The organism is Methylobacterium sp. C33D (assembly GCF_053345825.1).
Window position 1 is genome coordinate 111,522 of record NZ_JBKFAV010000017.1, and the last position, 26,595, is coordinate 138,116.

Below are 26,595 nucleotides of genomic sequence, written 5' to 3' on the forward strand. Positions count from 1 at the left end.
ACCCCAATCCCGTTCAATCGTGCTATACCTTAGGTTGGCAGGAAAGCGAGGCTAAACAGAGGAACAGGACAGCAGCGATGGTGAGGAGCCGCCGCCTGTCACGAAGCAGAAACTGCTGTCCAAATTACTTGGATATCACAATGTCCTGAGGATCGATGTGAAATGCACCATCAGGCACACTTCACCGATACTCAAGCCAGCAGTTGAGGCTCGGCCTTGCCGATCTTGATGCTCTTTTCCTGTGGGAGCCAGTTCCCCGTCGATTCCTGGCGACCCTGGAGCAGGTAGCGGGGCGTCTCGTCCTTAAGGGTGTCGGCGGCCGCCTTCGACAACTCGCCGATCTTGCCCTTCTTCATCCGGTTGACGATGAGGCCGAGCTTCGTCTCCGCGAAGTCGCGGAGCATGTCGTAGTCGCCATCGCTGTCACCCGCGACGAGCAGCGGGCCGTAACCCTTCTTCGCCACCAGTTCCTGCTTGATTACGGTGGTCTTGCCGGGCCCCCAGACCAGCGGCCAGCCCTGGCGGTAGGCGTTCTTGAGGGTCGAACCCTCTTCTTCCAGACGCAGGCCGATGACATGGTCGCGGGCGACGTTATAGCCGTATTTCGGCTGGGTCGCGAAGACCGCGACCACGTGTTCGAGGGAGGCCGTGCAGACATAGACGTCGATGCCGTGGCGGCGCAGCGTGTCCATCAGGCCGCCGATCTCGGTGCAGAGCCGGATACCGTGGAAATGACTGACGCTGACGATGCCGGCCTTGCCGGCCCGCTCGGCGGGACTGGTGTACTTCGTCTTCACGAGCCCGGCCCCAAGGGCGAGGTCGTTCGACGCCTCGGTGATGCGCGACACGTCCGCGACGGTCATGTTCGCGAGGAGATAGATCACCCACGGATAGCCGACGTTGACGCCGTGCGTGTCGTTGACGGCTTCGTACAGGTAGTAAAGCTTGGCGCGGAAATCCTTGAATGCGTCCGTCTTCATGACGTCTTCGAGCGGTTGAGCCCCGGCCAATCCCTTGTATGCGCCGTGGAGCTGCGCGTAGTCGGCGTCCAAGTCAGCGCAGATCGAGTCGAGATCGACGGTCGCGCCGGCTGCGTTCTTGTAGTCGTTGGTGAACTTCCCCGGCGGGACGTTCTGGCGGATGATCGCGCCGAATTCGGCCGGCGTGAGCTTGAAGGAGAGCGTGTTGATTTGATGCATCAGCAACGCCTCCTCGCAGTCGTTCATGATGCTGGTGTTGTCCCAATCGAACACCGCGTAGGGCCGCCGGGCGGGATCATAGCCCGGCGCCGTGTTGCCGTGCTCCGCGATCAGCCGGGAGACGCAGGCATGGTTGCGCGGCGCCCACTTCGCCCGGTCGAGGCCCACGGACTCCCCGGTCTGACCGGCGGCCCTGGCGGTCGTCGTCGCGGAGCCTGCGGCCGCGGCCGCTAGCATGAGGCTGCCCAGGAAGCCGCGGCGCTTAAGGGATGACGGGGGGAAGATGTCGGTCATGGCGTTGTTGGTACCCAGTGGGGAAGGGCGGGGCGTGATCGCGGTCCGCTGAACACGGTGGCGCGATGAGGCGGCGGTGCCGGGGCGGGTTGGAGCGGCGCTCACACGGAAGCGCCCCCATCCGCGACGGCCTCCCTGCCGCCCTGACGCGCGACGAGGCTCGCTGCCACGGCCAGCGCCATCACGGCGAGGAAGAGGACGAAGATCAGCGGATTGGTGATCACCAGGGCGAGGAAGCAGATTGCGGCCAACGCGAGGGCGAAGGCGGGCGCGAAGGGATAGAACGGCGCCCGGTAGGGCCGGGCGAGGTTCGGCTCACGGCGGCGGAGCCGGAACAGGCTCGCCATGCTCATGCCATACATGACCAGGGCGCCGAACACCGCCATCGTCACGATGCTGGCGGTAAGCGACTGGCCCGCGATGGTGACGAGGCTATCGCTATAGATCGCCGCGATACCGATGGTGCCGCCCGCGAGCGTCGCGAGGTGGGGCGTGCGGAAGCGGGGATGCACACGGGCGAGGGCCGCGGGCAAGAATCCGGCCCTGGCCAGGGCGAAGATTTGGCGCGAGTAGCCCATAATGATGCCGTGGAAGGAGGCCACGAGGCCGAACAGGCCCAGCCACACCAGCATGTGCAGCCAGCCGCTGGAGGTCCCGACAACGGCCTTCATGGCCTGGGGCAGCGGATCGTTGAGATTGCTCAAGGTCCGCCAGTCCCCAACGCCCCCGGCGAACAGCATGACGCCGAAGGCCAGCACCGTGAGCGTCAGCACGCCGGTGATGTAGGCGATCGGAATGGTCCGCTTTGGATCCTTGGCCTCCTCGGCGGCCATGGCCACGCCCTCGATGGCCAGGAAGAACCAGATGGCGAAGGGGATGGCGGCGAACATGCCGCCGAACGCCGCCATGCTGAAGGTGCTATCACCCGCCCAGCCATGGGCGGTGAAGTTCGCAAGGTCGAAGGCGGGGGCGACGACACCCATGAAGACCAGGAGTTCGATCACCGCCAGGATGGTGACGAACAACTCGAAGGTCGCGGCGATCTGCACCCCGACGATGTTGAGGGCCATAAAGACGAGGTAGGCGCCGAGCGCCGCGTGCTTGGGGTCGAGCCCGGGGAACTGAACGTTGAGATAGGCGCCGATCGCCAGCGCGATGGCAGGCGGCGCGAAGACGAACTCGATCAAGGTCGCGTAGCCGGCGATGCAGCCGCCGAGGGGGCCGAAAGCGTGGCGGCTATACGCGAAGGGGCCGCCCGCCTGCGGGATCGCCGTGGTGAGTTCGGTGAAGCTGAAGATGAACGCAATATACATCGCCGCCACGACGGCCGTCGTGATCAGGAAGCCGAGCGTGCCGGCATTGGCCCATCCATAGCTCCATCCGAAGTATTCGCCCGAAATGACTAGCCCGACGGCGATACCCCAGAGGTGAAACGCATTAAGACTCTTGTTAAGGCCAACGTCTTGCATCACCTCTTCCTCCTCGGGAGCCGGTCTCATACCGCTATGATCGGCCAGGATTGTCGCTCACCTTGCCTTCTAGCAAAGCTTCCTCGATCCCGTCCTTCAGAGCGACGCCGGTGAGGCCGCGCCGCAGGGCCTCCCGCACGAACCACGCCATCTTGCTCGCCGCGAGGTCCGGCGTCAGGCCGCCGCGGCCGTGCACGTTCGAGATGCAGTTCCGCTCCGAATCCCGCCGGCCGGGGCGAGGCTCGTAGGTCAGGTAGAGACCGAGGCTGTCGGCGACGCTGAGGCCCGGCCGCTCGCCGATCAGCACCACGCTTACCTTGGCTTCGAGACGCTCGCCCACCGGGTCCCCGAGAGCGACGCGACCCTGTTCTGCTAGGACGATCGGCGCGACGCGGTAGCTGTCGAGATGGGCGAGGCAGGCGCGGATCACCGGCGCGGCATGGTTCGCGATGGCGGTAGCCGAGAGCCCGTCCGCGACGACGAAGACGAGGTCGTAGCCCCGCCCTTGTGTTTCGGCCGCGTCCTCCAGCGTCGCAACGGAGGCGTTATCGAGCCGGCGACCCAGATCGGGGCGCCGCAGGTAGGTGGCGCGATCCGGCGCCGCGCTGTGGACGCGAAGGACCGGGAGGGGCGCCAGAGCGGCGCCCAGGGCTTCGATGTCTAGGGCGGCATGAACGGCATCCCGCGCCTGCGCGTGGGCGAGTTGGAAGTCGAGCATCGGCCTCATCGGCAAGGCATCGCCGGTCCGGCCGAGACCGATCCGGGCGGGCGTCGCCCGTCGCAGGGCCACCCAGCGGTCCTCCTGGGAGAGGTCGGTGCGGGCTGAGATGTCGGCGCGCTTGTCCGGATCCGGCCTCATCGCGCGATACTTCCCTGATCGAACAGGCGGGCCAGCGAGGGGTCCGGCGCGTCGAGGAGGCGGGCTTGGCCGTCCGGTGCCGCCATACCCATCCGGTCGAGCCACGCCTCGAATTCGGGGGCGGCCCGCACCCCGAGCAGCGAGCGCAGGGTGAGCAAGTCGTGGAACGACAAGCTCTGGTAATTGAGCATGACGTCGTCGGAGCCGGGGACAGTGATGAGGAAGCTGCAGCCCGCCTGGGCGAGGACTAGCATCAGCCCGTCCATGTCGTCCTGATCTGCCTCGGCGTGATTGGTATAGCAGACGTCGCAGCCCATCGGCAGACCGAGCATCTTGCCGCAGAAGTGGTCCTCCAGGCCAGCGCGGGTGATTTGCTTGCCGTTGTAGAGGTATTCCGGCCCGATGAAGCCGACCACCGTGTTGACGAGGAGAGGCTGATAGGCGCGGGCTACCGCGTAGGCCCTCGCCTCCACGGTCTGCTGATCCACGCCATGGTGGGCGTCAGCCGAGAGCGCAGCGCCTTGGCCGGTTTCGAAGTACATCACGTTGTCGCCGACCGTGCCCCGCTTCAGGCCCCTTGCGGCGTCGTGCGCCTCGGCCAGCAGAGCGAGGTCAATACCGAAGCCGCGATTGGCCGCTTCGGTGCCGGCGACGGATTGGAATACAAGATCGACCGGAGCGCCGCGTTCTATGATCGCCATCGCGTTCGTGACATGGGTCAGGACGCAGGTCTGGGTCGGGATCTCGTAGTGCTGGCGCATCTCGTCCAGCATCGTGGTGAGGGCGATCGCGGTCTCGACATCGTCCGAGGCGGGGTTGATGCCGATGACGGCGTCGCCCGCGCCGTAAAGCAGCCCATCGATGACCGAGGCGGCGACCCCACGCGGGTCGTCGGCCGGATGGTTGGGTTGCAAGCGGGTCGCGAGCCGGCCTGGCAGGCCGATGGTGGTGCGGAAGGCCGTCGTCACCCGGCATTTGCGCGCAACGACCACCAGATCCTGAAGGCGCATCAGCTTCGAGACGGCAGCGACCATCTCCGGCGTGAGCCCCGGCGCCAGGGCGGCCAGCGCCACCGTGTCGGCCTCCTGGCCGAGCAACCAATCGCGGAACCCGCCCACTGTCAGATGGGAGACCGTAGCGAAGGCGGCAGCGTCGTGGCTGTCGATGATGAGGCGTGTGACCTCGTCGTCCTCATAGGGCACCACGGCCTCGTTGAGAAACGTCTTCAGCGGCAGGTCAGCAAGGATGGTGCGGGCGGCAACCCGCACGGCGTCGCTGCCTGCGGAGAGCCCTGCCAACTCGTCGCCGGATCGGAGCGGCGACGCGGCCGCGAGGACCGCCTTCAGGTCGGGGAAGCGATGACGCTCGCCTCCGAGATCGCATCGATAGGCCACCGGTTCGTCACTCCGTGCGTCGAGCGGGCGGCGCCGTGTCTACGGCGCCCGATCCCGGTTCGACAATTTGAACCTCCGCAAGGAGGCAGGAGAGTCGAGTTCCATCCTAAATTCTGACGCCGGCTAAGGATCGACCGGGCGACACAAACTTTTGACACTTGGCAACAAATTTGCGGCGCATACTCTGAGTACGATGGCATGCGTCGCGGAGACGGCAGTTCAGGTGATGGCCCGCATCGATAGCCCTAGCCAAGCCGCCCCCAGAGCAAGGGTGTTCGCCTCAGCCGCCACGGGCCTCGGCTCCTTTCTCGAAACCAACCGCGTCTGCGCCGAAAGCCTATTCGATCGGGTCGCTCTCGATCCGGAAAAATTGGCATCCCCGACAGCTCAGATCGGCCTTCGCCAATACTGCGACATTCTCGAATTGGCGGCGCACCGGTCCCACGATCCCACCCTCGGCCTGCGCTACGGCCAACAGTTCAAGCCGGAGATGCTGGGGTTGATCGGCCACATCGCGCTGTCGTCACCAACGTTGCTTGCAGCGGCCGAGAATCTCGCCACTTATTTCGGCTACCATCAGGAGGAAACCACTACGCGCCTGCTCAACGCCAACGGGGTGTACCGGCTAACTTACGCGATCCGCTCTCCCCGGATCGCAGATCGTCAGCAGGATGCCGTCGTGACGCTTGGGATGTACGTCAATGTCTTCCGGCACGGGGCTGGGGTCGAGTGGTGCCCGCAGGAGGTTTACCTCGAACACGCCCGCACCGAGGATTATCGGGTCATCGAAGAGGCCTTCGGGGCACCGGTCCTGTTCGGGCAGGACACCAACGCTTTGGTCTTCCGGCACGATCAGGCTGCGCAGGCCATGCCGGAGGCGAACCTGCCGCTTCTCGACCTGTTGTGCGCGACGATCATGCAGATGGGAATGGCCGGCGAGACACCGTCGTTGCAGGGGCGCCTCCGGGCCTATGTGCGGTCCAATCTCAGCGTCCGGGATCTCTCCCTCCAGCACGCCAGTGACACGCTGGGCATTCCGCGATGGACGCTTCAGCGGCGTCTCGCTGAGGAGAACACGAGCTTCGCCGACATCGTAGACCGCCTTCGCCGGAACCTTGCGGAACATTACCTCACCGATACCGCGCATCCGGTGAGCGGCATTTCGGATCTGCTCGGATTTTCGGAAATAAGTTCTTTTACTCGTGCTTTTCGACGCTGGCATGGTATTTCTCCAAATAAATATCGAGCAATGAAAAGTATTTGACAATTTGTATTACAACATTTATATAATGTCACGAAAAATTTACATAAATCATCGTAAAACTTCATACATGACAGCTGTCCGTCGTGGCGAAGTCCGGTCGAATGTGATTGGCTTGCCTCGAAGAGGGGTTGCTGGAAAAGCGGTCAGACTCCTACCGACCCAACCCAGTCACTCCGCCCGCTGCGGGCGCTCTCCAAAAGCGGTCGTGCGTCAACTGTCCGGCGACTTTGGCTCGACGTGGAAAGCGGACCGAGCCCCTTGGCGTCGGGACCCTCGTGTTAAGCCATTTCCCCTATCCCTTGGCCGTTGCCAGCGATCGCCTGCTCTGCCGATGCAACGAGCCATGCGCTCATGTGCTCGGCGGTGCGATCCTGGGGGTCACGCCATCGGGCGATCTGCATCCTGGAGCAGGTATGCACCTCCTTGGGTCCAGTTAGACGTATCAGACGCCGGTGCCGCACCGCATCCGCAGCGAGCAGCGAGCGCGCTAGGGCTACACCATTGCCGTCCACCGCCGCCTGAAGCGAGCTGCCGATGTCGCGGAAGCGGATCGCCTCATGCCCGGTGCTGCCACGCAGCCACGTTGCCCAGGACCATTCCCGCCCCGTTTGCTCGCCCCGCCGGCCTTTCGCGAGAAGCGGCAGTGCCCGCCAGTCTCGATCCGGGCCGCTACCCGTCAGCAGCGACGGCGCGGCAACGGGAAAGACGCTCTCGATCGGGAATGGCAGCTCGCAGGCCCCCTCCGCATTGCCTGGGTAAGGCAGCCAAAGCAGGGCAAGATCGACATCGGCGCGCGCAGCTTCGGTCATCGTGTCCCAGGTCACGACCTCGACGGAAAGGGCTGGGAAGGCACCGCACAAAGCCGGGAGGCGCGACGAAAGCCACCAAGCCAGTAGGGGCGTGCTGAGGCCAAGCCGGAACACACGTTGTCCTGACTGCTCCGCGATCCGCCGTCGCATACCTGCCAATGTACCCAGCACCGGGCCGAGTTCCTGAGCTAGCCGCGCACCCGCCTCGGTGACGCGTAGGCCTGGATTGAGGCGTTCAAGCAGAGCAACGCCGAAGTAATCCTCCAGGGCCCGAATACGGTGGCTGACGGCACTCTGCGTCAGCCTGAGTTCGTCTCCGGCCAGCGTCATGCTGCCATGCCGCAGCACTGCCTCGAAGGCGAGTAAGGCGGCGAAGGGGGGCATCCGGGGCGACACACCGCATTAAATGCATTCATGCGGGGCGGAGCAATGCTCATTTGCTGCAGAGGCGGGTTCTGCCTCACCCCAAGGCGATGCCGCACAACACCGAACATGGCGCTTTGACCAACCGGAGCCGCTTAACCGCGGCCACGATTGGCCTCGCCGCCGCCCTGACGAACTTCGACGTGACCTCGGTCGTGGTCGTCCTGCCCTCAATCGGCACGACCCTCAGCATCCCGATAACGAACTGGGCCTGGATCATCGACGCCTACAGCCTGGCCTTCACCGCGACGCTGCTCGTCGCGGGAGCCATGGCCGACCGCTTCGGCCGCCGCCGCATGCTCCTGGTCGGCAATGCAGCCTTCCTCGTAGCGTCCCTCGCCTGCGGCCTCGCCTGGAACAGCCCGGTCTTCCTGGCCGCCCGCACGGCACAGGGGGCCGCCGCGGCCTTCCTCGTGACCGGCGGCTTCGCTTCGATCGCGACCGCGTTCATAGAGCCGGAAGCGCGCGCACGCGCTTTTGGAATTGCCGGCGTGGCCTCCGGGGTCGCCATGGCGCTTGGGCCGAGCCTAGGCGGCATGATTGGTACCGGGTTGGGCTGGCGCTGGATCTTTCTCGCCAACCTACCCTTCTGCGCCCTGATCGCGCTCGCCGTGCCACGTCTCGTGGCCGAGTTGCGCGGTGGCACGGACAAACCGCTGGATTGGCCCGGGGTCGCGATCCTGACTATCGCGCTGGGACTGATCATCCAGGCGATTTTGGAGGCTCGCCATGCCCCCTTGCGAATGGCGAGCGGGTTGGGGGTGGGGGCCGCCTTCGGCGTATGGTTCGCCATCCGCCAGTGCCGACAGGCGCGGCCGATGCTCGACCCGGCCCTTCTGACCAGCCGCCCCATGATCGGCGTGACTGCGCTGCTGATCGCTGTCTCGGTGGGCTACTGGTCGGTCCTCGTCTACCTGCCCCTATACCTGGGCACCGCCTTCGGCTGGACCGCCGAGGCGGTCGGACTGGCGATGCTGACTGCGACTTTGCCGATGCTCTTCGTGCCGCCGTTCGGAGGCCACCTTGTGCCGCGCCTGGGTTGGCGATGGCTTTTCACGGTGGCGATGGGGCTGATCGCTCTCGGTGGGGCTTTGCTCGCTCTGTCGGCGCTCGTGGGGCCAGGTGCCCGTGTCTGCACATTCGCTGGGATGGCGTTGATCGGGATTGGGGCCGCACTGTCCCATCCGCAACTCTCCGGTGCGGTGATCGCGCTCGCGCCGCCGGAGGCCAGCGGCATGGCCTCGGCCCTGACGGTGATCGCGCGGCAGGCGGGGTTCGCGCTCGGCGTGGCCATGCTCGGTACCCTGACGCCCGTGGGCTTGAACGTCGTCGGCTTCGCTTGGCCCTTCGGTTCAGCCGCCACCGCAGCGGTCGGTGGTGTGTTGGCTTGCCTCCTGCTGCTACCCCCATCGAGCGGCAGGTGTAGGACCTGATCTCGACCCCATGCCATGACGAGTCCGTATCCACTGTGGATCGTGAGCGGTTCACGGCCCGTGGCTATGTCCGCTTGGATGCATCCCCCGCCCGAAAGCAGACCGGCAGAAATCCACCCACCCCGGTCATCCAGAGGCACATTCCAGCGGGCTGGAAATGGCCGTAAGCGGCTGTTCCGGTTCGCAGAAAAATTGTCAAAGATGTAGACATGTTCTGATCGATCCAGAGTGCGTCAGCCTTACTCTAGAAAAGACTCAGGGCCTTATCTGTAGAACGATATGTGCTAGTTTGTAGAAGCACATGAACATCAACATTCCTGGCCGCAGACAGTGTGATAATCGATAATTTACCTATTATTGTCAAAATATATTAATTATTTTTTCAAGAATTAAATCGACAACCTAGCATCTCAATGATTTTAAAGGACGGAATTGTAATTAGAGAAAGACAAACTGCTGTAATGTCAGCTCATCTATTGATCCAAATGCATATAGCGCTTTTGGCATATATAAAATATTTTTTTAGCCAATTACAATATGAAATACCATACGCCGCCAAGCATTATTAAGATAAAAGCATTCGAAAAAAATTGATTGGTGGATCGCCTGCCTCTTTCAAGTCAGCCGCCGGTTTCCGACATTCGACGGGCTATCGTGGGCGATGCGCCGCCGCTGAGGACAAAGTTATGTCCAATCGGCTTCCGGCCAATCGCGGCGTCGATGACGCGGACGACCTCGTCATCTGAACCTGCACTTCGCAACACGGCTTTGAGATCAGTCGCATCTTCGTGTCCTAGGCAGGTATGTAATGTGCCAGTTGCGGTTACGCGGACGCGATTGCAATCGGCGCAGAAGTTGTGCGTGTGCGGTGTGATGAAGCCAATCAGGCCGCCCGTCTCGACCACCCGGGCGTAGCGGGCCGGACCACCACTGCGCATGGGTACGTCGATCAAAGTCCAGCGCGATTCAATGCGCCGACGCAGGTGATCCAGGGGAAGATACTGGTCGAGGCGGTCGGCCCCGACATCGCCGAGCGGCATCGTTTCGATCAGGCTCAAAGCCATGTCTCGGTCGTGGGCGAAGGCGATGAGGTCGTGGATCTCCCCTTCCATCCCGTCCTTCAGCGCGACCGCATTGAGCTTGACCGCCAAGCCCGCCCCACGGGCCGCCTCGATGCCCGAGAGAACCCGGGTCAGGCTGCCACCGCGGGTCAGTTGCCGGAAGCGCTCAGGATCGAGCGTATCGAGGGAGACGTTGATCCGGCGGACGCCGACGCGGGCCAGATCGTCGGCGAAGCGGGAGAGCTGCGTCCCATTCGTCGTCAAAGTCAGTTCGCGCAGCGCCCCATCGTTCAGGGATCCGGACAGGGACCAGAACAGGTCCATGATGCCCTGACGGACCAACGGTTCGCCGCCGGTGATCCGTAATTTGTCGACGCCACGGGCGATGAACAACCGGGCCAGCCGCGCCAATTCCTCCAGGGTGAGGATGTCCTTCCGGGAGTGGAAGGTCATGTCCTCCGCCATACAGTAGACGCACCTGAGGTCGCATCGGTCGGTCACGGACAGGCGCAGATAACTCACCCGCCGGCCGAAGCGGTCGATGAGGCTACAAGGTCCGGGGTTTTCAGCCTGCGCCATGTCAGGCCGCCTCGTCCGCGACGGCGAGCATCTCGCCCAGCGTCACGAACTTTTCCCGCGGCTTCCCGACCGCTTGGCCACGTCTCCGCTCCGCCGCGTCGATTCGGCGCCAAGCCGCGTAATCGACGGTCTGGCCTTTGGCCGCCGCAAGCCGCCGCACCAGGGCGTCCGCGTCCTGCAGCGGCCTCGGCAAGGCCGCGAGATCGGCGAGGACGGCCCCTGCGGTCTCCACGCCGCAAGCCCGGTTCGTCCCGATCGTGCCCTGAGGGCCGCGCTTGCTCCAGCCGCAGGCGTAGAGACCCGGTACCGGCACGCCGTCCGCGAGCACGCGGCCACCGTCATTCGCGTGGATTCCGGCCTTCGCGTCGTAGGGGACGCCCGGCACCGGGGCCGTTCGCCGCCCGATGCTGGAAATGACGAGCCCGCAATCGATGATGACCCGATCGTCCGAGCCGAACCGACGGAACTGGATGTGCTCCATCCGGCTCCCGCCGAGAAGAGAGAAGGGCTCCAGACCGAAGCGAATAATGCAACTCCGCCACTTCGTCGCATCGGCCCCGGCCTCTGCAAAGCGGCGTAGAAGCGCCGCGTTGGCTTGCGTTTCAGCGGATGCCGAGGGTTCGAGATCCGGCAAACCGTGCGGAAAGTCGCTAGGGTCGAGCGTGGTCTCGCACTTGGCCAACTCATCGAACTCCATGAGTTCCTTCGTCGAGAAGCGGGCTCGCTCGATCCCACCTCGCCCGACGATCTGAACCTCACGGATCCGGCTCTCGGCCAAGGCGTCGAGCGCGTGTGCGGCGATATCGGTGTGCTTCAATTCATCGGGGGTCTTGAGTAGGATCCGGGCGACATCGAGTGCCACGTTACCGTGGCCGATCACCACCGCCCGATCGGCGGAGAGATCGAATGACAGGTCGGCCGCGTCGGGGTGGCCATTGTACCAGCCGATAAAGGCGCTCGCCCCATGGCTTCCGGGGAGATCCTCGCCGGGAATATCCAGGCGCCTGTCGAGGGACGCGCCGTTCGCCAGGATGACCGCGTGATACGAAGCCGAGAGATCGGCGACGCTGAGATCCGCGCCGACCTCGACCCCGCCGATGAAACGAAAGCCGGGCATGGCCGCGATCCGGTCGAACACCGTGACCACCTGTTTCAGCTTCGGGTGGTCCGGAGCGACCCCGAAGCGAACCAGTCCGAACGGAGCAGGCAGGCGCTCGAAGAGATCGACAGCCAGCGGCACGCCCGATCGCAGCAGCGCCTCCGTCACGTAGAATCCCGCCGGTCCGCTTCCGACGACGGCAATGCGATGGGGTTCGGTCATGATGCCAGCCGCTTCGCCTGCTCGTCGGCCCCGGGAAGCGGGGGAATCTTCGCCGCGATCACGGGGGTCTCGGCGGCCCGTACCTTGTTGATCTCGATCCACTCCGCCTTGCCCGCCGGCATCTGCCAGGATGGATGAATCGCCCCCACAGGGCAGATCGGCGCGCAACCGCCGCAATCGATACAGTTTTCAGGGTCGATGTAGGTCATACTTTCATCGAGATGAAAGCATTCGACCGGACAAACCGTAACACACTCCGTATAGCGACAGCCTCGACAGGAATCCGTGACCACATAGGCCATGTCGACAAAACCTCGATGGGAAGGGAGCGGGCGCGTGGCGGCCGTCAGGCGACAGCCACCTCCACCAGCATGTCCGAGAAGGTCGGGGCGCGGCCGAGATCGGCGAAGGCGGGCGGCGTCAGGGCATGGACGGTCGGCCCGCGCTGGTTGGAGCGCTGCCAGTAGCCTGCAGGCGCGACAACGACGCCGGGCATCACCTCGGGTGACAGGGTCGCGAAGGCCTCGAAGGCGCCGCGTTCATTGAACACCCGGATCGGGGTCCCAGCCGCGATCCCACGCCTATTCGCATCGTCGGGATGGAGAAGAACCGCCTGCTGCTCCCCGGCTAGCGCGACCTGGGAAGGCAGATTGGCGAAGTTCGAGTTGAGGAAGGCGTGGCTCTTAGGCGAGATCAGGCTGAGCGGAAAGCGTTCGGCCAGCGCAGGCGCCGTGCGCGGGCTCTCGTTCGGGGCCACATAGTGGGGCAGCGCATCGACCGGCTCGCCGGCCTGATCGCCGCCATAGCCCTGCCGGAACAGCGGCACGACGAAGTTGCCACCGGCCGCCAAGCTCGCCTTGAACTCGCACTTGCCGGACCCCGTGGGGAAGTTGCCGTCGCGATGGGGCGCCCAATCGTCGGCCGAAGCCATCGTCAGTCGCATGTACCCCTTCTGCTTGAGCTCATCGAGGGTGATCCCGGCCAGCACGGGGCTCGACCAGTCCATCGAGGCCTCGATCATCTCGTCATCCGAGCGGAAGAAGAAGGGATCGTCGATGCCCATGGCCCGGGCGAGACGGCGGAACAGCTCGGTGTTCGGTACGGCTTCCCCGAGAGGGGCGATAGCTTGATTGTTGTAGGACAGGTAGAGGTGCCCCCAGGAGAACATGATGTCCTTCTGTTCGAGCTGCGTTGTGGCCGGGAGCACAATATCGGCGTAGCGCGCGGTATCCGTCAGGAAGTGCTCGCTTACCACCGTGAACAGATCCTCGCGGGCGAGCCCCTTCTCGATCGCAACCTGCTGCGAGACCATCGCCATCGGGTTCGCGTTGTAGACGCACAGGGAGCGGATCGGCGGGTCGAGAGGCAACTCGCCGGTCAGGGCCGGTCCGAGTTGCCAGGAATTGATCACGCGCATGGAGGCGGGCTGAAGGTCCGGCCGCATCATCTTGCCCCAATCCACGGGGAACGCCCAAATCGGGAGCTGCAGGAGTCCGCCGCCGACGTGCCGCCACGCGCCGATCAGCGCCGGCAAGCAGGCAATCGCCCGCACTGTCTGGCCACCGCCCGCATGGCGCTCCACCGCCACGCCGATGCGCACCACGGCGGGGGGCGTCCTCGCGTATTCACGGGTCAGCTTCAGGATGTCCTCGACGGGGATGCCCGTCTCAGCGGAGGCGAAATCGGGAGTGTACTGCTCGACACGTTCGGCCAGCTCATCGAAACCGATCGTGTGTCGATCGATGTAGTCCCGGTCGATCAGCCCCTCCTTGATGATGATGTGCATCATCGCGAGTGCCAGGGCACCGTCGGTTCCCGGACGGATCGGAATATGCCAGTCGGCGAGCTTCGCCGTTCGGGTGCGGACGGGGTCGATCACCACGAGCTTGGCGCCGTTGCGCTTGGCTTGCTCGATGAACGGCCAATGGTGTGAGTTCGTGCTGAGCGTGTTGCAGGCCCACAGCACGATATATTTCGAATGAACGAAGCTTTCGGGATCGACGCCGGGTGTATGCCCGATCGTCATCATATATGCTGTGCAGGCGCCCGAGTCGCAGAAGGTCCGCTCGCAAACGGTTGCGCCGAGCTTGTTGAACAGCGGATCGCCGACGTTGAGACCGTTGATGATGCCCTGTGTACCGAGATAGCTGTAGGGCAGGATCGACTGCGCCCCACTCTCGGCGATGATCGCCTTCCAGCGCCCGGCGATTGTCTCCATCGCCTCGTCCCAAGAGATCCGTGTAAATTGCCCGCTGCCCTTGGGGCCGACGCGCTTGAGCGGATAGAGGACGCGTTGGTCGCTATAGACCCGGTTCTGGTAATCGTTCACCTTCACGCACAGGCGACCCTTGGTGAAGGGATGGTCCGGGTTGCCCCGCACCGCGATCGCCTTGCCGTCCTCGACAGTCGTCAGGATCGAGCAGGTGTCGGGACAGTCGTGCGGGCACGCCCCGATGACGACTTCGCGAGCCATATCCGTTCTCCCGCTGCACAATTCATGACTACTCCTCCACATTGCCAACGGTTCGGGCAGGGGGCTTTATCGAAAACTGCGGCTTCCTATTCCCTGATTGCGATCCTCCCTTTCTAGCGGCGAAGTCAGGGCCAACCCGTCGCTCTGGCGCGCGATGTGCTTCTATGATGGAATCGTTGAAAACCGGAGGGAGGCGGATCCGTGCGCGGGCACTCCGTTGACAAGTATGTGACAGGCCGGCTGCTCGACACGTCGAACGGTCTAGGCTGGACGCAGCTTCACGCGGAGCGGTGGAGCCATATGCCTGGGGAACTCCCGGCCCTCACGCCTCGGGACACCGAGATCGCGGTGCTGCTGGAAGGTCGAACTTTCGTGGACCGGATCGGCAGCGGCCAACGTCAGCGGACCCATGGCCATCGCGGAACGATCTGGGTCTGTCCGGCAGGGATCGAAGAGGAATACATCAACATCTCTGACCCGATGGTCGACTGTCTCCACATCTTTCTGCCGGCTCGTCCATTCGAGGAGACGATGCTGCGCGATCTCAACGTCGATCCTGCGCTGGTCGAGTTGCGTTATGACGTCATCCCGCAGGACGCATTCATCGATCACGTTGTGGGCCGAGTTCTTCAGGAGATGGAGTGTCAGAGCCCGGCCGGAAGCCTCCTGATCGAGTCCCTCGGCGTCGCCTTGTCGGCCCACCTTGTCCATCGCTTCTCGTCGGTGAAGGTCCGGCAGAGGGAGACGGCCGATAAGCCCCTCGACAGGCGGCGCCTTGGACGGGTTGAAGATTTTATCACGGCTCACCTGTTCGACGAGTTCACGGTCGCGGATCTCGCTGCCGTCGCATGCATGAGCGTGGCGCACTTCACGCGCAGCTTCCGCGCCGCGACGGGACGGACTCCCTACGACTACGTCAGCGGACGCCGGTTAGATTGGGCCAAGGATCGTCTCCTCAACGAGGATACACAGATCGCCGAGATCGCCGCCGCGACGGGCTTTTCTTCGCAGGCGAACTTCACGCGCGCCTTCCGCAAGGCGCTCAGGGTGACCCCCGCCCAGCTGCGCGCGTCAGCTCAGAAATAGCCTCGCCCGGCGGGCGGACCGTCGCGCAGCCGTGCGCCCGAATTGCAACGATCGCGCTGATCCGAATGTCCGAAGGGAGGTAAAGCAGGAATCGAACACCGAATGACGGTCTTGGATAAAGACCATCGACGGAAAATCCGGAAGCTCAGCCGCTCGCAAATCCTAAAAAATGGGGCGCGGGGCTGATGATCAAAAGCAAATTCGGATTTGGCTTGGCAGCACTTTCTGCCGGCATTGCTATGAGTTTCAGCGCCGCTGCTCTCGAGATCAATCCGGGAGACTATGAGCAGTTCCCATCCGGAGCCACGATCGGCCTTCTCTACTACCAGTTCGGCCAGGGGAACGAAGCCTACAGCCGCGGAACCAAGACGACGTCGGACGCGAAGCTCGACACGAATGTCGGGATCATCCGTCTTCTGCACGTCTACGAGATCGCCCCCAACGTCACGATCGACCCGCAATTTCTCCTCCCGGTCGGGGCGATCTCGACGGGGGGCGTCCTGGCGCCGCTCGGGTCGCCGGGCGGCATCGGGGACATCATCCTGACGGCTCCGATCAAGTTCAAGCTCGATACCGAGTTCAAGGACGTCTTCGCGATCACTCCGTTCCTGATCGCGCCGACGGGGGCTTACGACGAGAACAGGCAACTTAATTTCGGTTCGAATCGTTGGCAGGGCGTCCTCCAGACCGCCTATGTCAAGCATTTCAATCCAGTCTGGTCGTTCGATTTCATCGCCGACGTCTCGTTCTACTCCGACAACGATCGGTACAATCTGAACGGAATCGGGAAGCTCTCACAGGCTCCCCAGTACGAGTTGCAGGGTTACCTCCGATATAAGATCACTCCAGCCCTGGAAGTCGCGGGTGGCTTCGGCGGGCGTCTCGGCGGCAATCAGAGCTTCCAGCAGGTCTCGCTTCGAAACTCGCAGGGCACGAGCTACGGGCGTCTGGCCATCGCCTACTTCCCGGAGCCGACCTTCCAGGTCCAGGCCATGATCGGCCGTGATCTGACGGTGGAGAACGGGACGAAGCAGGCGACCTTCATTCAGGTCCGCCTGGCCAAGATCTTTCCTTGAGCGGACGCAGATCCAAACACAGCTCAGTACAGCGTGTCGTCATGATGCGCTGCACCAAATCTGATCCATCAAGAGGCAACAACGACGGCCCGTTGTCACCATCCGGTGGAAACGGCGGGCCGATGGGGTGGGGAACGCATGTCGGGCTACAAACTTCTCGTCGGCGGCCGTTTGGTCGATGGCGCGGACATGATGGATGTCATCAATCCGGCGACCGAGACCGTTCTGGCGTCCTGTCCGCGCGCCTCCGCAGCGCAACTCGACGAGGCTGTGGCCGCGGCGAAAGCCGCCTTTCCAGCCTGGGCGGCGACGACCATCGACGATCGGAGGGCGATGCTGCTCAAGCTGGCCGACGCCGTCCAAGCTGATACCGGACATCTCGCGCGTATCCTGACCCAGGAGCAGGGAAAGCCGCTCGCCGAGGCGACCGCCGAAATCGCCTACGCCGAGTTCTTCATCCGTCGGATGGCCTCGTTCGAATTGGCGCCCCGCATCCTGGAGGACAGCGAGACGCGACGGGTCGAGATGCACCGCCGTCCACTGGGCGTTGTCGCGGCGATCGTTCCGTGGAATTTCCCGGTTCTGATCATCGCGTTCAAGCTGCCCTTCGCCCTGCTGGCCGGCAACACGCTGGTGATCAAACCCGCTCCAACCACTCCGCTCACCACACTGCGCCTCGGCGAGCTGATGGCCGACATCTTCCCGCCGGGCGTCGTCAACATCATCACCGACCTGAACGATCTCGGCGCAAGGCTCACGACCCACCCCGATATCGCGAAAGTGAGCTTCACGGGATCCACGGAGACCGGGCGAAAGGTGATGGCCAGCGCGGCCGGTTCGATCAAGCGCGTAACGCTTGAACTTGGGGGCAATGATGCCGCCATCGTCCTACCGGACGCCGACCCGGCAACCGTCGCGCCTGGCCTGTTCCAGGGCGCCTTCTGGAATGCCGGACAGGTTTGCATCGCCATCAAGCGGGTCTACGCGCACGCGGATATCTACGACGCCCTCTGCACCGAACTCGCACGGCTAGCCGAACAGAGCGTCATCGGTGACGGGTTCGAACAGGGCGTGACCATTGGGCCGCTTCAGAACAAGGCCCAGTACGAGAAGGTGAAATCCCTCCTCGATACGGCGCGGACCGATGGAATCGTAGTTGCGGGCGGCCAGGAGATCGACGGTCCGGGCTACTTTATCCGCCCGACCATTGTCCGCGATATCCAGGATGGCTCCCGGCTGGTCGATGAGGAGCAATTCGGCCCGATCCTTCCGGTCATCCGGTATGACGACGTCGAAGACGCTTTGAAGCGGGCGAATGCCTCCCGCATGGGGCTCGGCGGTTCCATCTGGTCCGCCGACAGAGAGGCGGCGCGCGCGCTGGCGTACCGGATGGAGGCTGGCAGCGTCTGGATCAACAAGCATGCCGACCTCGATCCCACGATTCCGTTCGGCGGCGCCAAGCATTCGGGCCTGGGCTCTGAATTCGCGGAGGAAGGCTTCCACGAGTTCACACAGGTCCACGTGGTCAACGAGGCGAAGTGAGTGACTTGGCGGAAGCCGTGTAGCCTCGACGATCGATGACCAAGGACGGTCAGCGCAATCGGGCGAAGCGCTGGCAAGCTTGCTCAGGGCAACGAACCCCCGATTTGCCCCAAAGATACACCGAAGCAGCCCAAATGGGCGCGAACAAATACTATGGGAGGAGCATGGATGATCCATCGTCTGCTCGATGGCGACCTTGTATTGGACAATTGCGAGGTTCGTCCTCAGCCTTCGGCCGATTATCGTCACGCTGCCGCCGAGTTCGACTATGGGGCGGCTGTCTCGGCGATCTTCCCGGAGGGACCGGGGCGGATCAACGCCTGCCATACCTGCTGCGACCGTCATGCCGGGGATCCCGCCCGCGTCGCGCTGCGGTACTCCAAGCCGGGCGAGACGCTGCGCGAGATCACCTTTGCGACCCTGTCTCAGCAGGCCGCCCGGTTCGCCGATGTCCTGTCTGCGCGCGGCGTGACGAGGGGGGACCGCGTCGCCGGCCTCCTGCCTCGCACGCCGGAATTGCTGATCACCATCCTGGCGACGTGGCGCCTCGGTGCCGTCTACCAGCCTCTGTTCACGGCCTTCGGCCCGAAGGCGGTCGAGCAGCGCGTGAAGGACGCCGGCACGAAGCTCGTCGTGACCGATCTCGCCAACCGCGCGAAGGCCGCCGGTGTCGAAGGCGCCTGCACGATCATCACCGTCGGTGGGAAGCTGGAAGGACTGGATCCCGACTTCTGGGCGGAGCTGGACGCCAAGCCCGGCGATACAGCACCGGCTTCCTGTGACGCGGAAGACCCCTTCCTGATCATGTTCACGTCCGGGACGACGGGGGCCGCCAAGCCGCTGCTCGTTCCGCTCAAGGCCATTGTGGCCTTCGTCGCCTACATGCGCGATGCCGTCGATCTGCGGCCGGATGACCGCTTCTGGAACGTCGCCGACCCGGGCTGGGCCTACGGCCTATACTATGCCGTCACCGGCCCACTCGCGATGGGTCTCACGACGACGTTCTACGACGGCTCCTTTACGGTCGAGGAGACCTACAGGACCATCGAGCGGCTTGGCATCACGAACCTCGCGGGCTCCCCGACCGCATTTCGCCTCCTCATCGCGGCGGGGCCGGAGGCCGCAGCGCCAGTCAAGGGGCGGCTACGTGCCGTCAGCAGCGCCGGGGAACCTCTCAACCCCGAGGTCATCCGCTGGTTCGCCGAGCATCTCGGTACGACGATCCACGATCATTATGGCCAGACGGAACTCGGGATGGTGCTCTGCAACCATCACGCCCTCTCGCATCGCGTTCGGCACGGCTCCGCCGGATTCGCCGTTCCCGGCCACCGTGTCGTGGTGCTCGACCCTGACGGTCGGGAGCTCGGGCCGGGGGAGCCCGGCATCCTCGCCCTTGATCGGAAAAACTCGCCCCTGATGTGGTTCTCCGGGTACTGCGAGCGCCCGACCCCCGCCTTCGTCGGCAACTACTATCTGAGCGGCGATACCGTCGAGGCCGATGCAGATGGCAGCATCGCCTTCGTGGGGCGCGCGGACGACGTCATCACCTCCTCGGGCTACCGGATCGGCCCCTTCGAGGTGGAGAGCGCGCTGATCGAGCATCCGGCGGTCGCGGAATCCGCCGTCGTCGGCAAGCCGGATCCCGACCGGACGGAACTGGTCAAGGCCTTCGTCGTCCTGAAATCCGGCTTCGCACCCGACCGGACGTTGACCGAAGCTATCCAGACCTACGTCAAGAAGCGTCTCTCGGCCCACTCGTACCCTCGGGAGATCGAGTTCGTCGAGACTTTGCCCAAGACGCCGAGCGGCAAGCTGCAGCGATTCATTCTGCGCAATCAAGAGGTCGCCAAGGCGGCCGAGGCTACCGCCGCGCCAAGGGCCTAAGGCCGCTGCTCCCACGCCCAAGGACATCGAGACATGCAAATGGATTCCATCGTCATCGCGAGTGCCGCCCGCACCCCGATGGGTGCATTCCAGGGAGAACTGAAAGCCTTGTCGGCCACGGAGCTGGGGGCTGCCGCGATCCGGGCCGCCCTCGGGCGGGCCGGGCTCGATGACGGTGGCGTCTCCGAGGTGGTGATGGGCTGCGTCCTGCCCGCTGGGCTGGGCCAAGCCCCTGCCCGGCAGGCGGCCCTCGGGGCGGGGCTCTCCGAGGCCACGCCCTGCGCGACCCTCAACAAGGTCTGCGGCTCCGGCATGAAGGCGGTGATGCTCGGTCACGACATGATCGCCGCCGGCTCGGCCGACGTCGTGGTGGCTGGCGGCATGGAATCCATGTCGAACGCCCCGTACCTGCTGGACAAGGCGCGCGGCGGCCATCGCCTCGGCCACGGGCGGGTCCTCGACCACATGTTCCTCGACGGCCTTGAGGATGCCTACGACCGGGGGCGGCTCATGGGGACCTTCGCGGAGGACACGGCACAGCACTACCAGTTCACTCGGGAAGCCCAGGATTCCTACGCGCTGGAATCCCTCGCCCGCGCCAAGCGCGCGGCGGACACCGGAGCCTTCGACGACGAGACCGTCGCCGTCGGCGCCGACATCCGGTCCGACGAGGGCCCGCGCAAGGCGCGGCCCGACAAGATCCCGACGCTGAAGCCCGCCTTCCGCCCGGACGGAACCGTCACGGCGGCCAACGCCTCCTCGATCTCGGACGGTGCGGCGGCCCTCGTGCTCATGCGGATGTCGGCGGCCGAGCGCGCGGGACACACGCCGCTGGCGGTAATCCGCGGCCATGCCAGCCACGCGGCGGCCCCGGCATGGTTCTCCACCGCCCCCATCGGCGCCATCGGCAAGCTGGCCGAAAAGGTCGGCTGGACCATGGGCGACGTAGATCTGTTCGAGATCAACGAGGCCTTTGCCGTCGTCGCCATGGCGGCGATGCGCGACCTCGACCTGCCCCACGACAAGGTCAACATCCATGGCGGCGCCTGCGCCCTCGGGCATCCCATCGGCGCCTCGGGGGCACGGATCATCGTGACCCTGCTCTCCGCCCTCGCGCGCACCGGCGGAAAGCGGGGCATTGCCTCGCTCTGCATCGGCGGCGGCGAGGCCACGGCGCTCGCGGTCGAGCGCATCTGATTGAATTTTTCTGGAGGTTCTTGTGAAGGTTCAAGGAATCGCTGCAATCGTCACCGGCGCCGCTTCGGGTTTGGGCGCGGCCACGGCCCGGGCGTTGGCGGCGGCGGGGGCCAAGGTCGCGCTACTCGACCTGAACACGGAGGTGGCCGCGGCGACCGCGCGCGAGATCGGCGGAATCGCGCTCGCCTGCGACGTCGCCGATGCAGGCAGCGCCGAGGCGGCGGTGGCGCAGGCTGCGGCCGAGCACGGCGTCGCCCGCATCCTCGTCAATTGCGCCGGTATCTGCCCGGCGGCGAAGGTGGTCGGGCGCAACGGCCCGGCCTCCCTCGATGGCTTCGCCAAGGTCATTCAGATCAATCTCGTCGGCACCTTCAACATGATGCGGCTGGTGGCGGCGGGCGCGGCGGGCCTCGACCCGCTAGAGGGTGGTGAGCGTGGGGTGATCGTCTCCACCGCCTCCATCGCCGCCTACGAGGGCCAGATCGGGCAGGCGGGCTACGCCGCCTCCAAGGCGGGGATCGTGGGCCTGGCCCTCCCGGTGGCCCGCGAACTGGCGCCTCTGGGCATCCGCGTCTGCGCCATCGCCCCGGGCATGTTCGAGACGCCGATGGTCCAGGGCCTGCCGGAGGAGGTCCAGGCGAGCCTCGGCGCGGCGGTGCCGTTCCCCTCCCGCTTCGGCCGCCCCGACGAGTACGCTCAACTCGTCCTGGCGATCCTGGCCAACCCGATGCTCAATGGAGAGACCATCCGTCTCGACGGCGCCCTGCGCATGCAGGCGCGATAGGACCCGCCCGATGCTGACCGACGACCAAACGATGATCCGGGACGTGGCGCGGACCTTCGCCACTGAGCGGCTGAAGCCGTTCTCCGCCGAATGGGACCGGGAATCGCGCTTCCCGAGAGAAGCCATCGCCGAGATGGGGGGGCTCGGCTTCATGGGCATGCTGGTGCCGGAGGAGTATGACGGCGCGGCGGTGGACCATGTCGCCTACGCGCTGGCCATCGAGGAGATCGCGGCCGGCGACGGCGCCGTCTCGACCATCATGAGCGTCCACAATTCGGTGGGCTACATGCCGATCCTGAAGTTCGGATCGGAGGACCAGAAGCAACGCTTCCTCCGTCCGCTGGCGCGCGGCGAGCATCTCGGCGCCTTCTGCCTCACCGAGCCCGGCGCGGGCTCCGACGCGGCGGCGCTCCGGACCCGCGCCCGCCGCTCGGGCAACGGCTGGGTCGTGTCCGGGACCAAGCAGTTCATCACCTCCGGCAAGAACGCGAACGTGGCCATCGTCTTCGCAGTCACGGACCCGGATGCCGGGCGGAAGGGCATTTCCGCCTTCGTCGTGCCGACGGACACTCCCGGCTTCACGGTCGCCTCGGTCGAGCACAAGCTCGGGCAGAAGTGCTCGGACACGGCGCAGATCGTGTTCGAGGACATGGTCCTGACGCCGGATCTGATGCTCGGCGAGGAAGGGCAGGGCCTGCGCATCGCCCTGTCCAACCTCGAAGGCGGACGCATCGGCATCGCGGCGCAGGCCGTGGGGATGGCGCGCGCCGCCTTCGAGGCGGCCCTCCGCTATGCCGGGGAGCGCGAGACTTTTGGCAAGCCTCTGACCGGCCATCAGGCGGTCGCCTTCCGTCTCGCGGATATGGCGACCCGGATCGAGGCGGCACGGCAACTTGTGTTGAACGCGGCGCGTCTGCGTGACGCGGGCCAGCCGTGCGGCAAGGAGGCCGCGATGGCGAAGCTCTTCGCCTCCGAGATGGCCGAGAAGGTCTGCTCCGACGCCATCCAGATCCACGGCGGCTACGGCTATCTCGCGGATTATGGCGTCGAGCAGATCTACCGCGATGTACGCGTGTGCCAGATCTACGAGGGGACGAGCGACGTCCAGCGCATGGTTATCAGCCGAGCCCTGGCGGGCTGAAGGCAGGGAGCGAACTACGCCGGTGCAGAAGCTTTCGTTTCGCAACTTCAGGCCGCCAACTTGCGGGCTGGCGGCAATAATGGCGGATCGAAATAACCGGATTGACTGCCAAGCAGCAGAGCATGTTCATGAGCACAATAACTAGCGTGGCAAAAGCGTTCTTTGAGGCTTGTGAAACGGGTGGTGGTTGGGACGCCTGCGAGCCTTACTGCACCCCTAACGCGAGCTTTTCGGCCCAGGCGGATGCCCTGTCGAACATAACTACGCTGTCGGACTATACGGAATGGATGAAGGGGCTGCTGACCGTCATTCCCGACGGACGGTACGAGCTGAAATCGTTCGCGACGGACGAAGACCGGCAGAACGTTGCGGCCTATGGGATTTTCTACGGGACGCACACTGGTGAGGGCGGACCGTGCCCGCCAACGGGCAAGAGTACCTCAGCCGACTACGTATACGTCATGCAGTTCGAGGGCGATAAGATCGCCGGATTGACGAAGATTTGGAACGACGTACAAACGGTAAGGGAACTTGGCTGGGCCTGAGCCGTCTCTGCAAAATCTTGTGGGGCTGAGCATGGTCATGCCGAGCGCGACCATAACTTTACTCGATCCGATTGATCGTTTGCTGGACCCAATCGCACTTTCAGCGGTCCGCCTTCCACAAGTTGAGCTGCCGCCGCCGATCTCCTGGCATTGGAATATCGCTACGATTTACAAGATTATAATTGGTTACCTTCTGTCTTGTGTGGCCAGGAGCGCAAACGGACAGAAATTGAATTACTTTTTATGGCATAAGGACTGTGTACGGTTGTAAAACTGCAAGCAGTCCCCAGGGAGCACTGAGGCCTCGTACGGCGCCAATCGTCGCGATGCTCGCCATTCCGTGACTTGGCCTTTATGGGAGTGGCTATCCGCACCCGGTAAGGTCCGCTTACGGCATTTCGTCAAAGCCACCTGAATGACTGGGTTGGGCGCATAGCGGAACGTCCGGTTTGTGAGGATGCGTTGCAGTTGGATAAGATCATCCGCTGATAATGCCGAGCTACGGAGCAGTGGGGCCTCAAAAATTATCGGGCCACCTCAATGACATAAGTGTTCGCATTTTTGTTCGGACTGGCGCGCCCGGGTTCTCGAGCACATCGTTCGAGCCGGTTCGAGCGCTGTCCGGGATGCCTCCGTCCCGGAGGCCTGGCGACGGCCGGGACGGTCCGCATCGGGGTGTTGACCGCGCTCTGCCCATGCTGCTGATTGCGCACCGCTGTACCGGCGGGCGGCGCACCGTGCGCGATCTCACGCCGCCGGATCCGAACCCGTCGCAGGGTTGGCCGTCGGGGCGAGTCGGTCGCCCCGTCGGCGCGAAGCGAGGGCGGGCATGGCCGGGACAGGACCGAGCAGGCGCGGGATCCTCGCGGGCGGCGGCGCCGTGGCGGCCGCCGCGCTGCTGCCGCGGGCGGCCCGGGCCGCGCCGCGGACCATCCTGAACGACGCGAGCGGCCTCAACCCGACCCCGGTGACGCGCCACGCCGTGCTCCCGACGGGCTCGACCGAGGCCCTGATCGAGGCCGTGCGCGCCGAGATCCGGGACGCCGCCACCGCCGGGCGGCCGGTCGCCGTCGGCGTCGCCCGCCACTCCATGGGCGGCCAGAGCCTCGCCCGCGACGGGACCGCCGTAACCCTGGAGGGCGGCCCGATCGAGCCCGACACCGCCGCCGGCCTCTACCGGGTCGGGGCCGGCGCGCGCTGGTCGCAGGTCATCCGGCAGCTCGACCGGATCGGGTTCTCGCCCGCGGTGATGCAGTCGAACAGCGATTTCGGGGTCGGCTCGACCTTCAGCGTCAACGCCCACGGGTGGCCCGCGCCGTGCGGCCCGTTCGGCTCCACCGTCCGCGCCCTCCGCCTCGTCCTGGCCGACGGCAGCCTCGTGACCTGCTCCCGCACCGAGAACGCCGCGCTGTTCGGGCTGGCGATGGGCGGCTACGGCCTGTTCGGGATCGTGGTCGACCTCGTGGTCGAGATGGTGCCGAACGTCCTCCTGGCACCGACCTACGCGGTGATGCCGGCCGCCGATTTCGCCCCCGCCTTCGTGGCCGCGGTCGAGCGCGATCCGCGGCTGCGCATGGCCTATGGCCGGCTCTCGGTGGCGCGGGCCGGGTTCTTCGACGAGGCGATCCTGGTCACCTACGCGGAGGCGGAGCACCCGCCGAAAGTTCTGCCCGCGGCGACCCAGCAGGGCGCGTTCACGGCGGTCTCGCGCGAGATCTACCGCGCCCAGGTCGGCAGCGAATTCGGCAAGCGCGCCCGCTGGATCGCCGAGACCCGGCTCAACCCGGCCCTCGATCCCGGCCTCGCCACCCGCAACAGCCTGATGAACGAGCCGGTGGCCAACCTCGCCTCCCGCGACGGCGGCCGCACCGACATCCTGCACGAGTACTTCGTCCCGCCCGAGCGCTTCGACGCGTTCCTCGCCGCCTGCCGCGAGACCATCCCGCGCTCGGGCTGCGACTGCCTCAACGTCACCCTGCGCTACGTGGCGGCGGACCCGGACTCGACGCTGGCCTACGCGCCGTCCCCGCGCATCGGCGCGGTGATGTCGTTCTCGCAGGGGCTCACCCCCGGCGACGAGGCCGCGATGATGCGCATGACCGAGGCCCTGATCGAGCGGGTCGTGGCGATCGGCGGGGCCTATTACCTGCCCTATCGCCTGCACGCCCGGCGCGACCAGATGGCCCGGGCCTATCCCGGACTCGACGCCTTCGTGGCGGCCAAGCGCCGCTACGATCCGGGGCTGCTGTTCCGGAACGCCCTGTGGTCGACCTACATGGCCTGAACGCGAGGATCCGCCGTGACAGTCTCACTCCCCCGGGCGGCCGCCCTCGCCTTCGCGGCCATCCTGCTGTTCGCCGCCGGTACCGACTACGTCCCGGCCTTCCGGGACGCGGAGGGGCGCGTCTTCGGCCTGTTCCGGCTCGACGTCTACAAGGACGCGCTCCACCTCGCCTCCGGCCTGTGGGCCCTCGCCGCCGCCCTGTGGTCGCGGTCGGCCGCCGTGACCTTCCTGCGCGCCTTCGGGGCGATCTACCTCCTCGACGGCGTCGTCGGCGTGCTCACCGGGTCGAGCTTCCTCGACCTGTCGCTGTTCCTGAAGGGGTTTCAGGACAGCCCGCTCCTCTCGAACGGCCCGCACCTGAGCCTCGGGCTCGCCGGCGTGGTGCTCGGCTGGTGGCCGCGGCGCGGCGCCGCGACGGTCGCGGCGTGAGCCCGCGGCCCGGCCGCCGCCGCTGGCGGCTCGCCCGCTGGGCGGCCGC

At 65.2% G+C, this 26,595-nt stretch carries 21 protein-coding genes; 12 read left to right on the forward strand and 9 right to left on the reverse strand.

Features of this window, described 5'->3' with window-relative positions:
- Positions 1-191: 191 nt before the first annotated feature.
- The 4 genes from ACLBXO_RS15690 to ACLBXO_RS15705 all read right to left on the reverse strand — a co-directional run bounded on the left by ACLBXO_RS15690 (position 192) and on the right by ACLBXO_RS15705 (position 5,215).
- Entirely contained in the window at positions 192-1,493 is a 1,302-nt protein-coding gene (locus ACLBXO_RS15690; protein WP_447685906.1) for a haloacid dehalogenase-like hydrolase, read from the reverse strand.
- A gap of 101 nt (positions 1,494-1,594) precedes the next feature.
- Complete coding sequence (gene eat / locus ACLBXO_RS15695; protein ID WP_447685927.1) at positions 1,595-2,962, reverse strand: ethanolamine permease; 1,368 nt, start codon at positions 2,960-2,962, stop codon at positions 1,595-1,597.
- A 34-nt stretch (positions 2,963-2,996) separates the two neighbouring features.
- Positions 2,997-3,821 carry an ethanolamine ammonia-lyase subunit EutC gene (gene eutC, locus ACLBXO_RS15700; RefSeq protein ID WP_447685907.1) on the reverse strand — a complete coding sequence of 275 codons (825 nt, stop codon included), beginning with the start codon at positions 3,819-3,821 and terminating at the stop codon, positions 2,997-2,999.
- A complete protein-coding gene (locus tag ACLBXO_RS15705; protein ID WP_447685908.1) occupies positions 3,818-5,215 on the reverse strand; it encodes an ethanolamine ammonia-lyase subunit EutB in 1,398 nt (465 codons plus the stop codon). Before ACLBXO_RS15705 ends, eutC begins: the two co-directional genes overlap by 4 nt.
- Positions 5,216-5,441: 226 nt before the next feature.
- Between ACLBXO_RS15705 and qhpR the strand changes: the two genes are divergently transcribed.
- The gene (gene qhpR / locus ACLBXO_RS15710) at positions 5,442-6,479 is read left to right on the forward strand and encodes an AraC-like transcriptional regulator QhpR (RefSeq protein ID WP_447685909.1); all 1,038 of its coding nucleotides are present in this window, start codon (positions 5,442-5,444) and stop codon (positions 6,477-6,479) included.
- 278 nt (positions 6,480-6,757) lie between these two features.
- On the opposite strand, the gene ACLBXO_RS15715 is transcribed toward qhpR, so the two are convergent.
- Positions 6,758-7,672: a LysR family transcriptional regulator gene (locus ACLBXO_RS15715; protein WP_447685910.1), complete on the reverse strand. Its 915-nt coding sequence runs from the start codon at positions 7,670-7,672 to the stop codon at positions 6,758-6,760.
- An 89-nt stretch (positions 7,673-7,761) separates the two neighbouring features.
- On the opposite strand from ACLBXO_RS15715, the gene ACLBXO_RS15720 reads away from it, so the two are divergent.
- Positions 7,762-9,144 carry an MFS transporter gene (locus tag ACLBXO_RS15720; RefSeq protein ID WP_447685911.1) on the forward strand — a complete coding sequence of 461 codons (1,383 nt, stop codon included), beginning with the start codon at positions 7,762-7,764 and terminating at the stop codon, positions 9,142-9,144.
- 620 nt (positions 9,145-9,764) lie between these two features.
- Here the strand turns inward: ACLBXO_RS15720 and moaA are convergent.
- From moaA to ACLBXO_RS15740, 4 genes are read right to left on the reverse strand one after another with little or no spacing between them, the layout of a single operon-like run.
- On the reverse strand, positions 9,765-10,784 hold the full coding sequence (moaA, locus tag ACLBXO_RS15725; RefSeq protein ID WP_447685912.1) for a GTP 3',8-cyclase MoaA: 1,020 nt from the start codon (positions 10,782-10,784) through the stop codon (positions 9,765-9,767).
- Position 10,785: 1 nt separating this feature from the next.
- On the reverse strand, positions 10,786-12,105 hold the full coding sequence (locus tag ACLBXO_RS15730; protein WP_447685913.1) for an FAD-dependent oxidoreductase: 1,320 nt from the start codon (positions 12,103-12,105) through the stop codon (positions 10,786-10,788).
- Positions 12,102-12,407, reverse strand: a complete 306-nt coding sequence (locus ACLBXO_RS15735; RefSeq protein ID WP_447685914.1) for a 4Fe-4S binding protein — start codon at positions 12,405-12,407, stop codon at positions 12,102-12,104. The genes ACLBXO_RS15730 and ACLBXO_RS15735 overlap by 4 nt, the downstream gene beginning before the upstream one ends.
- 44 nt (positions 12,408-12,451) lie before the next feature.
- On the reverse strand, positions 12,452-14,578 hold the full coding sequence (locus tag ACLBXO_RS15740) for a molybdopterin-containing oxidoreductase family protein (RefSeq protein ID WP_447685915.1): 2,127 nt from the start codon (positions 14,576-14,578) through the stop codon (positions 12,452-12,454).
- A gap of 201 nt (positions 14,579-14,779) precedes the next feature.
- Here ACLBXO_RS15740 and ACLBXO_RS15745 point away from each other — a divergent pair, with 201 nt between their 5' ends.
- The 10 genes from ACLBXO_RS15745 (at position 14,780) to ACLBXO_RS15790 (ending at position 26,546) form a co-directional block, all read left to right on the forward strand.
- Complete coding sequence (locus ACLBXO_RS15745) at positions 14,780-15,664, forward strand: helix-turn-helix domain-containing protein (protein WP_447685916.1); 885 nt, start codon at positions 14,780-14,782, stop codon at positions 15,662-15,664.
- A gap of 185 nt (positions 15,665-15,849) precedes the next feature.
- Positions 15,850-16,740, forward strand: a complete 891-nt coding sequence (locus ACLBXO_RS15750; RefSeq protein WP_447685917.1) for a transporter — start codon at positions 15,850-15,852, stop codon at positions 16,738-16,740.
- Positions 16,741-16,878: 138 nt separating this feature from the next.
- Complete coding sequence (locus ACLBXO_RS15755) at positions 16,879-18,282, forward strand: aldehyde dehydrogenase family protein (RefSeq protein ID WP_447685918.1); 1,404 nt, start codon at positions 16,879-16,881, stop codon at positions 18,280-18,282.
- Positions 18,283-18,450: 168 nt separating this feature from the next.
- A complete protein-coding gene (locus tag ACLBXO_RS15760; protein ID WP_447685919.1) occupies positions 18,451-20,166 on the forward strand; it encodes an AMP-binding protein in 1,716 nt (571 codons plus the stop codon).
- A 33-nt stretch (positions 20,167-20,199) separates the two neighbouring features.
- On the forward strand, positions 20,200-21,363 hold the full coding sequence (locus ACLBXO_RS15765) for an acetyl-CoA C-acyltransferase (RefSeq protein WP_447685920.1): 1,164 nt from the start codon (positions 20,200-20,202) through the stop codon (positions 21,361-21,363).
- Positions 21,364-21,385: 22 nt separating this feature from the next.
- Positions 21,386-22,147, forward strand: a complete 762-nt coding sequence (locus ACLBXO_RS15770; protein ID WP_447685921.1) for an SDR family NAD(P)-dependent oxidoreductase — start codon at positions 21,386-21,388, stop codon at positions 22,145-22,147.
- Between the two features lie 10 nt (positions 22,148-22,157).
- Positions 22,158-23,288, forward strand: coding sequence for an acyl-CoA dehydrogenase family protein (locus ACLBXO_RS15775; protein ID WP_447685922.1), 1,131 nt, complete (start codon positions 22,158-22,160; stop codon positions 23,286-23,288).
- A 122-nt stretch (positions 23,289-23,410) separates the two neighbouring features.
- The gene (locus ACLBXO_RS15780) at positions 23,411-23,833 is read left to right on the forward strand and encodes an ester cyclase (protein ID WP_447685923.1); all 423 of its coding nucleotides are present in this window, start codon (positions 23,411-23,413) and stop codon (positions 23,831-23,833) included.
- 829 nt (positions 23,834-24,662) lie between these two features.
- Positions 24,663-26,117 (forward strand): FAD-binding oxidoreductase, encoded by a 1,455-nt coding sequence (locus ACLBXO_RS15785; RefSeq protein ID WP_447685924.1) that lies wholly within the window; start codon positions 24,663-24,665, stop codon positions 26,115-26,117.
- Between the two features lie 15 nt (positions 26,118-26,132).
- Positions 26,133-26,546, forward strand: a complete 414-nt coding sequence (locus ACLBXO_RS15790; protein ID WP_447685925.1) for a DUF4383 domain-containing protein — start codon at positions 26,133-26,135, stop codon at positions 26,544-26,546.
- Positions 26,547-26,595: the final 49 nt, after the last annotated feature.

Excerpts from the sequence above, each read along its gene's own strand:
- ACLBXO_RS15785 (WP_447685924.1), top strand. The coding sequence starts at position 24,663 with ATGGCCGGGACAGGACCGAGCAGGCGCGGGATCCTCGCGGGCGGCGGC.
- ACLBXO_RS15690 (WP_447685906.1), bottom strand. The coding sequence starts at position 1,493 with ATGACCGACATCTTCCCCCCGTCATCCCTTAAGCGCCGCGGCTTCCTG.
- ACLBXO_RS15775 (WP_447685922.1), top strand. The coding sequence starts at position 22,158 with ATGCTGACCGACGACCAAACGATGATCCGGGACGTGGCGCGGACCTTC.
- ACLBXO_RS15730 (WP_447685913.1), bottom strand. The coding sequence starts at position 12,105 with ATGACCGAACCCCATCGCATTGCCGTCGTCGGAAGCGGACCGGCGGGA.
- moaA (WP_447685912.1), bottom strand. The coding sequence starts at position 10,784 with ATGGCGCAGGCTGAAAACCCCGGACCTTGTAGCCTCATCGACCGCTTC.
- ACLBXO_RS15755 (WP_447685918.1), top strand. The coding sequence starts at position 16,879 with ATGTCGGGCTACAAACTTCTCGTCGGCGGCCGTTTGGTCGATGGCGCG.
- ACLBXO_RS15735 (WP_447685914.1), bottom strand. The coding sequence starts at position 12,407 with ATGGCCTATGTGGTCACGGATTCCTGTCGAGGCTGTCGCTATACGGAG.
- ACLBXO_RS15720 (WP_447685911.1), top strand. The coding sequence starts at position 7,762 with ATGCCGCACAACACCGAACATGGCGCTTTGACCAACCGGAGCCGCTTA.
- eat (WP_447685927.1), bottom strand. The coding sequence starts at position 2,962 with ATGCAAGACGTTGGCCTTAACAAGAGTCTTAATGCGTTTCACCTCTGG.
- ACLBXO_RS15760 (WP_447685919.1), top strand. The coding sequence starts at position 18,451 with ATGATCCATCGTCTGCTCGATGGCGACCTTGTATTGGACAATTGCGAG.
- ACLBXO_RS15715 (WP_447685910.1), bottom strand. The coding sequence starts at position 7,672 with ATGCCCCCCTTCGCCGCCTTACTCGCCTTCGAGGCAGTGCTGCGGCAT.
- ACLBXO_RS15780 (WP_447685923.1), top strand. The coding sequence starts at position 23,411 with ATGTTCATGAGCACAATAACTAGCGTGGCAAAAGCGTTCTTTGAGGCT.
- ACLBXO_RS15740 (WP_447685915.1), bottom strand. The coding sequence starts at position 14,578 with ATGGCTCGCGAAGTCGTCATCGGGGCGTGCCCGCACGACTGTCCCGAC.
- qhpR (WP_447685909.1), top strand. The coding sequence starts at position 5,442 with ATGGCCCGCATCGATAGCCCTAGCCAAGCCGCCCCCAGAGCAAGGGTG.
- ACLBXO_RS15750 (WP_447685917.1), top strand. The coding sequence starts at position 15,850 with ATGATCAAAAGCAAATTCGGATTTGGCTTGGCAGCACTTTCTGCCGGC.
- ACLBXO_RS15765 (WP_447685920.1), top strand. The coding sequence starts at position 20,200 with ATGCAAATGGATTCCATCGTCATCGCGAGTGCCGCCCGCACCCCGATG.
- eutC (WP_447685907.1), bottom strand. The coding sequence starts at position 3,821 with ATGAGGCCGGATCCGGACAAGCGCGCCGACATCTCAGCCCGCACCGAC.